This is a genomic window from Streptomyces murinus (genome assembly GCF_002154555.1).
Classification (GTDB): Bacteria; Actinomycetota; Actinomycetes; order Streptomycetales; family Streptomycetaceae; genus Streptomyces; species Streptomyces murinus.
Genome location: NZ_MUNF01000160.1, coordinates 20059 through 20347 on the forward strand (window position 1 = coordinate 20059; position 289 = coordinate 20347).

General features: G+C 69.6%; 1 protein-coding gene. It reads right to left on the bottom strand.

Features of this window, described 5'->3' with window-relative positions; translation table 11 throughout:
- A partial coding sequence (locus tag CCN72_RS40430) for a TetR/AcrR family transcriptional regulator (RefSeq protein ID WP_425276138.1) occupies positions 1-232 on the bottom strand: 232 nt, incomplete at its 3' end.
- Positions 233-289 lie beyond the last annotated feature (57 nt).

Genomic DNA, 289 nt, shown 5'->3' on the forward strand with positions numbered 1-289 from the left:
AGGGCTCCTCGGCGGGCCGTCGTCTGATCTCCTCCAGCATGACCGCGTCGAACTCGTCGGTGAGGACGATGTCCTCCTTGGTGGGGAAGTACCGGAAGACCGTCGACGGCGACACCTCCGCCCGGTCGGCGATCTGGTCGATCGTCGTGGCGTCGTACCCCTGCTCCTCGATCAGGGCGTACGTCGCCCCGCGGATCGCCTCCCGGGTCTTGATCTTCTTGCGCTCCCGCAGGCCGAGCCGGGGGCCTTCGGAGCGGGCGCGATCGGGAGAGGGAGAGGGGGAGGGGGA